Raw genomic sequence first — 6,992 nt, 5'->3', positions numbered from 1 at the left:
GAGTAAGATCCCTCAGAGACGATGAGGTTGATAGGTTCGAGGTGGAAGCGTGGTGACACGTGGAGCTGACGAATACTAATCGATCGAGGACTTAACTAAATTCTTTATGATGTCTTAGATTTACTCTTATTTAGTTTTTAGGGTACAAACCTAGAAAGTAAAGGATGTTCGGTTAAAACCGTTCACGTCCTGTGAACAACACCGAACGACCTACATCATGTAGGCCTAGTAGCGATGGCGGAGAGGTCACACCTGTTCCCATGCCGAACACAGAAGTTAAGCTCTCCAGCGCCGATGGTAGTTGGGGATTCCCCCTGCGAGAGTAGGACGCCGCTAGGCAATATAAATACAGGATACGAATAATTCGTATCCTGTATTTTTTGCTTTTAACTATTATTTATATTAGAATCAAATAAATTTATGCTAGTGTGATAATGACCAATTAAATACTGCGGGAACCGTCTAAATGAGAAAATATTATGCAGAGTAGTACTTAAAATAACAGGTGCTATAATTGGACTAGACAATAAAAAGCAACGCTCAGAGAAATTCTGAGCGTTTTTAGTATATTGATATTTACTTATTATTTTGGTTGCTAAATCCATTGTGTATCAACCTTCTAACTTCTCTCTTTTTGCTTCTCTTTTTCAAATAGAGTTAGAAGTCCTGGTAGGAGCACTCCTCTAACTAAGAAAGTATCAATTAGAATGCCAATTGCTACAATAAATCCAAACACAAACAGCATTTGTACAGGTTGTGTCATTAATACGGCGAATGTAGCTGCTAGAATTATTCCAGCAGATGAAATAACGCCACCAGTGTTAGCAACTGCAATTTCCACTGCCTTTTTAACGGAATTGTTCTTCCGTTCTTCTATAAAACGAGAGACAAGCATAATATTGTAATCTATCCCTAAGGCAACGAGGAATACAAACGCATAGACAGGAACTCTGTTAGCTATGGTGTCGATACCAAAGAATAATTCCGTTAAGTATGTCCCTAATCCCAATGCTGCAAAGAAGGAAACCAATATTGTACCCATCATATATAGTGGCATTTTAAAGGATTTGGTTAGAAAAATGAGCATAATAAAGATTAATATGGTTTCAATTACCACGATGACAATTAAATCTCGATTATTATAGGAACGGTCATCAACTGATGTAGCAGTTTCTCCGGAAACATAAATCTCACCTGAAAGATCATTATCTTCCACAATAGCACTTGAATTATCGAGAATATTCTCTAAAGCATCTATTGCCTCTTGTGAATATGGATTTTCTTCAAATGTCAGGTTATAAGAAATAACCTTTTGATTTTCTGTTTTATTATTGATACGTACATTTTCAACGAGTGTCTGGTCCTGGAGAGATTGTAATAAATTAGTTTGCTCTGTTTCATTCACAGGATTATCTGACTCGAAAAGTACTGTTGTTGGTGCTAAATCCCCTGATTCGAAGTTATCGGCAAGTATGTCGTAGCCCACTCTAGAAGGCATATCTTCAGGAAAGGACTTAAGTAAATCGAACTCGTACTTAATATTCAATACATTACTTGCAGATATTACCAAAACGATACTAATAAAGATAACTGATATAACAGGTTTTTTCGTTACAAAACGCCCAACTTTACTCCAAAAGGAATTTGTATTTACTTTAGAATCATTCACACGTGGAATCATTGGCCAAAATGACTTTCTTCCAAAGAGTGTGAATAAGGCCGGTACCAATGTAATAGATGCTAGCATGATGACAAGTAACGTTGTGCCAAAAATGGGTGCAAAATTTTTATAATCTCCTAATTCTGCAAATATCAGAATAATCATTGCAGCAAATACCGTTCCCCCTGAATAGAATACAGGAGTACCAGTGCCTTGCATGGCCATTTTCATTGCTTCATATTTACTATCATAACTCTTTAATTCTTCACGAAAACGAGAAAAGACAAATAGTGAATAGTCAATAACTGCTGCAAAAAGTAAAATCGTCATGATGGAAATAGACTGCATGCTCATTAGAAGTCCTGCTTTTCCAAATATTCCAAGGATCTGTGCAGTAGCTTGGTAAACAAATCCTGCAGCAAGTAATGGAATTAATGCTAATAATGGTGAACGGTAAATTACGATTAAAAGTATTAAGATGATTCCTACTGTAGCTAAAATCAAAACTACATCTGCTCTTTTAAACAGGTCAGTCGTATCAACGGCAATACCAGCAGGTCCCGTTACGTATAAATCAAGATTGGTATTATCGTCAACAATGGTTTGAATTTTATTTAACGATTCTTTTAAATCCGGAGTATCCAAATCTGAATCAAAACTAATTGGAAGAATGGCGACAGAACGATTATCCGAGAAAAAACTGTCTGTTGCCTGAGGAGGTAAAGCTCCCAAAGGAATAACTTCTTCCAATCCATTCACAGATTCATTACTTAGGTTTTCTGTTACAGCAACCAGGTCCTGTAGTTCAATTGCTTCATCCTTGCCATCAAAAACAAGGATAGCAGGGAGACTGTTAGAAGAAGGGAAATATTCCTCAGCTTTCTGACTGGCTATAACAGATTGTGCATCCTCCGGTAAAGTGTCTACACTTGTTACTTGATAATCACTTACACTTGGTGCAAATACCGATAATAAAATGAGTACAGCCACCCAAACGGATAGAGTAGTCCACATTCCTTTCTTTGTGGAGACGTTATCAGTAACAGATTGTAAAATATTCTTCATAAATGTAAATCCTTTCATATAGTGACAAAGTTGTCACTTTGATAATAAAATGACATATCTGTCATTAATTATTGGACAATAAAGGGCTATTGTCAACTTTGGCGATAGATTCCGAACCGAATAATGTCCTTTATAGAAGAAAACCAATCTGATTCAGGAACTTGAAAGTGATTTGGGATCACAATAGATTGGAAAATAAAACCTAATATTAATCCACTGTGCAGATTCTCCCTTATTTTTCCTTCAACTTTTCCTAACTGGATAAAATCTTCTAACTGAGCATACATATCGAGATGGAGTCTTCTTAGCTTTTCTAGATTAACCTTTACTTGGTTCTCTTTACTCTCTGGGATTTGTGACGCTATTCTTATAAGTTGTTGAATGGTACGGTCCCTAAAGATAATACCAAGTAAGTAATCGAATTGTTCATCAAAGCTTTTGTATTGATGAATCAACTTTAAGTCCTCTAGAAAACGATTCATGTCATATAACATATATTCTGTAATCAGTTCATCTTTGTTTACGAAGTATTTGTATATCGTTCCTCTTGAAAGTTCTAACTTCTCCGCTATTATACTGAAAGTAAAACCATTGTAACCTACATGAACAAGTGTATCCTTGGTTGCTTGATATAATTCTTCCAATGTAAATTTCCGTTCTCTTGCCAATTTTTTCACCTCTTTTATCATTATAGACAAGGAATGTACATTAGGAAACTAAATAAGAGGAATAGTGTATAAATTAAACTCATTAACCGATGATAAAAATAAAAAAGTGGAGTGTACTTAAGATGGCATATAGAGAACAAATACCTATTGATAGAGGTTTGGATAATAGTATAGCTATGATGAGCGAGGGTTATTTATACATATCCAATCGATGTAAGCGTTATGGCAGGGACATGTTTGAAACACGCTTATTAGGTGGTCAGAAGGCTATCTGTATGACTGGTGAAGAAGCTGCAAAAGTCTTTTATGATGAATCTAAGTTTATGAGAGAAGGTGCTGCACCAAAAAGGGTTAGACAAACATTGTTTGGTGAGAAAGCTATTCAAACAATGGATGGTGTCAGCCATAAACATCGGAAAGAGCTTTTTATGTCGTTAATGACAGAGAAACGATTACAAGATATTGTAAAGATTTTTAAAGAGGAATGGAGGGTGGCTATCCAACAATGGGAAAGGCAGGAAGAAATCACCTTATATTCTGAAGTTACTAAGTTATTAACTATTTCAGCTTGCAAATGGTCTGGTATTCCATTATCTCAAATGGATGTGAATCAGCGAGCAAATCAATTGGAAGCACTTTTTGATGCTGCAGGAGCATTTGGTCCAAGGCACTGGAAAGGAAGACAAGCTCGCAATGCTTTGGAATCTTGGCTGATGAGTGTAATAGAAGATGTTCGTAATGGAAATTTTGATGTTCCTGAAGAAACAGCATTATACCAAATTGCTTGGTATCATGATACGGACGGAAAAACAATGGATCCTCAAGTAGCGGCTGTAGAACTTCTAAATATATTACGTCCCATTGTAGCCATAGCCGTGTACATATCTTTTGTTGCCTTGGCACTATTGGAATACCCAAAAGTGAAAGGGAGTTTAAAAACAGAAGAGGATTTTGAACTATTTGTACAAGAAGTACGACGTTTTTATCCATTCTTTCCATTTGCTGTGGCCAGAGTACGGGATGACTTTCTTTGGAAAGGACATGACTTTAAAAAAGGAAATCTTGTCTTATTAGATATTTATGGAACCAATCATCATTCCGAAATATGGGAGAACCCAGAACAGTTTAAACCTGAACGTTTTAGAAATAGACAGAAGAATCCCTTCGATTTTATCCCTCAAGGTGGTGGGAATTATACACAGGGTCATCGCTGTCCGGGTGAAGGGTTAACGATAGAGATAATGAAAGCAAGTCTTGAGTTGTTAACAAATCAGATGGATTATCAAGTACCACCACAAAATTTAAGTTATAGTATGGTGCGGATGCCAAGCTTGCCAAAAAGTAGAATTGTTTTGCAGAATGTGAAAAAACGGATGGAATGAATCCAGTGGTAATGTTTTTCAAGGATGTCATAGATTAGTAATCGTTCTCATAAAACATCCCCCAGCTTCTCGCTAGATTTAAAGTCATAGGACAAACGTTTGTTTGAATATTATGATATGTAGCTTTTAATAATGGGGGAGAATATATGCAAATTCATGTTGTGCAAAGTGGTGAGTCATTGTGGCGGATTGCACAGATGCATGCTTCAGATATTAATCAGATTATCGTAGTAAATCAGTTAGATAATCCCAATATTCTTGTCGTTGGGCAGGCGCTTGTCATACCAGAAATAAACGATGAATATGTCATTCAGCCAGGGGATAATTTATGGACGATAGCCCAGTGGTATGGAGTATCGTTACAAGATCTGGCAGATGCTAATCAAATTGTTGATCCATCCTTAATTTATGTAGGCCAATTACTTCAGATGCCCTATTTTACTCATGTGGTGCAAGCGGGGGAGAGTCTTTGGGAAATTGCATCACAATACGGGGTCCCTGTTAATCAGCTTCTTCAGACGAATTATATACCGAATCCGTCTGCTATCAGTATCGGTCAAATAATTAGGATACCAACTGCTAGTAAGCCTGTAAAAGAAGTAAATGCTTATGCTACCAAGTTTGATGAACAGGGAAGGCAAGAGGTGTTAATGTTAGGACGCCATTTTACTTATTTGTCCTCCTTTACCTATGGAGCAAGAGAAGATGGGACGATAACAACATTGCAAGATACACCTGTGCTAAATGCAGCTCGCGCAAATAATGTGGAGCCATTACTAGCTTTAACAAATTTTGCTAACAATACATTTGATTCTGATTTAGCTGCAGCAATTCTTCGGAATCCAAATATACAGGAAACTCTTATTACCAATATTCTTGAAACACTTCGGCAAAAGAATTTCTCTGGGTTAAATATCGATTTGAATATGTTTATCCCGAGGACCGAGACAATTATAACAACTTCCTGAGGAGAGTTGTTGCAAGACTTCACCCGGAGGGATATCACGTCTCAACAGCAGTTGCTCCAAAAATCAGTGCTGATCAGCAAGGACTTCTTTATGTTGCCCATGACTACGCTGCACATGGAGAGATTGTGGATTTTGTAGTGATCATGACTTATGAATGGGGGTGGGCAGGTGGCGAACCCTGGGCTATTGCACCCATAAGCGAGGTTCGTAAAGTATTAGATTATGCAGTAACAGTGATACCACCGGAAAAGATCATGATGGGAGCACCACTTTACGGAAGGGACTGGAAAATACCATGGCAACAAGGGACGTTAGCGCGTACGGTTAGTCCGCAAGAAGCAGTACGGCTTGCCTCCAGATATGGAGTTGCTATCCAATATGATCAAACTTATCAATCTCCTTTCTTTAGGTATCTGGATGAGAATGGTCAGGAGCATGAAGTATGGTTCGAAGATGCACGCAGTATGCAGATGAAATATGACACCGTGAAAGAATATGGATTAAGAGGTGTCAGTTACTGGGTGCTGGGAAGTACATTTCCACAAAACTGGCCAGTATTGCAAAATAGCTTTACCATTAGAAAAAGATGAACTTGGGAAGGATAATTTAATCCTTCCCTTTTCTTATGCATGATTAATTTCCTCTAGAAAAAGCTCTTTAAATTTAAGACGATCTTCTTCAGTGAATGGTCTAGGTCCCTTAGTCCGTTTCCCGCTTTTCCTTGCCATGGCGCTTAAATATCTTGTCTGCAGGAGCTGATCAATGTTGTCATTCGAATATCTAAATCCTTTATGATGAAGGACGCGGCAACCTTTCGCCAAACCTAGAGAAGCTAAGCCATAATCTTGTGTAATAATCATATCTCCTTTTTTTGCAAGCTTCATTATTCGATAATCTGCAGCATCGGCTCCTGTATCCACATAAATAGTTTCCACTCCAGCAGGTTGTTTTTCGTTGGAAAAATGCGAAAAACTGGTAACTAATGTAACAGGTAAATCTGCTTTTTTTGCTTCTGTTATTACAATATCCTTCACGGGACAAGCATCGGCATCTACATAAATTTTCATTTCCATATCTCCTTAAAAAATAGAACTAGCATTTCTTATAATATATTATGCAAATTGTGGATATAAACTAATTTTTGTTGAATTGATTGTGATAATAAGCATTGGAAACACTTTTGTCAACAATTAAGGTTTTTATGATAAAATAATCTTCCTAATATATTATAGTTTTATTTACAATAGTG

Annotated in this window: 4 protein-coding genes, 2 rRNA genes and 1 pseudogene; 4 read left to right on the top strand and 3 right to left on the bottom strand. The window is 37.0% G+C overall.

Features of this window, described 5'->3' with window-relative positions:
* Together D8M06_RS11005 and rrf are read left to right on the top strand one after the other, a co-directional pair.
* Positions 1–99, top strand: a 23S ribosomal RNA gene (locus tag D8M06_RS11005); the annotation flags it as partial.
* 125 nt (positions 100–224) lie between these two features.
* A 5S ribosomal RNA gene (rrf, locus tag D8M06_RS11000) occupies positions 225–339 on the top strand.
* 280 nt (positions 340–619) lie between these two features.
* On the opposite strand, the gene D8M06_RS10995 is transcribed toward rrf, so the two are convergent.
* Together D8M06_RS10995 and D8M06_RS10990 are read right to left on the bottom strand one after the other, a co-directional pair.
* Positions 620–2,725: an MMPL family transporter gene (locus D8M06_RS10995; protein ID WP_121204450.1), complete on the bottom strand. Its 2,106-nt coding sequence runs from the start codon at positions 2,723–2,725 to the stop codon at positions 620–622.
* Between the two features lie 92 nt (positions 2,726–2,817).
* Positions 2,818–3,402, bottom strand: a complete 585-nt coding sequence (locus D8M06_RS10990) for a TetR/AcrR family transcriptional regulator (protein ID WP_421904323.1) — start codon at positions 3,400–3,402, stop codon at positions 2,818–2,820.
* A gap of 113 nt (positions 3,403–3,515) precedes the next feature.
* Between D8M06_RS10990 and D8M06_RS10985 the strand changes: the two genes are divergently transcribed.
* Entirely contained in the window at positions 3,516–4,775 is a 1,260-nt protein-coding gene (locus D8M06_RS10985) for a CYP152 family fatty-acid peroxygenase CypC (protein ID WP_121204448.1), read from the top strand.
* Between the two features lie 146 nt (positions 4,776–4,921).
* A pseudogene (locus D8M06_RS10980) lies at positions 4,922–6,333 on the top strand (LysM peptidoglycan-binding domain-containing protein).
* A 33-nt stretch (positions 6,334–6,366) separates the two neighbouring features.
* Here the strand turns inward: D8M06_RS10980 and D8M06_RS10975 are convergent.
* The gene (locus D8M06_RS10975; protein ID WP_121204447.1) at positions 6,367–6,810 is read right to left on the bottom strand and encodes a YaiI/YqxD family protein; all 444 of its coding nucleotides are present in this window, start codon (positions 6,808–6,810) and stop codon (positions 6,367–6,369) included.
* Positions 6,811–6,992 lie beyond the last annotated feature (182 nt).

Source organism: Oceanobacillus halophilus (assembly GCF_003628505.1).
GTDB lineage: Bacteria > Bacillota > Bacilli > Bacillales > Amphibacillaceae > Oceanobacillus > Oceanobacillus halophilus.
This window is presented reverse-complemented; position numbering and strand designations above follow the sequence as displayed.

Bases quoted from the DNA above. Each gene is read 5' to 3' on its own strand.
- D8M06_RS10995 (WP_121204450.1), bottom strand. From the start codon at position 2,725: ATGAAGAATATTTTACAATCTGTTACTGATAACGTCTCCACAAAGAAA.
- D8M06_RS10985 (WP_121204448.1), top strand. From the start codon at position 3,516: ATGGCATATAGAGAACAAATACCTATTGATAGAGGTTTGGATAATAGT.
- D8M06_RS10975 (WP_121204447.1), bottom strand. From the start codon at position 6,810: ATGAAAATTTATGTAGATGCCGATGCTTGTCCCGTGAAGGATATTGTA.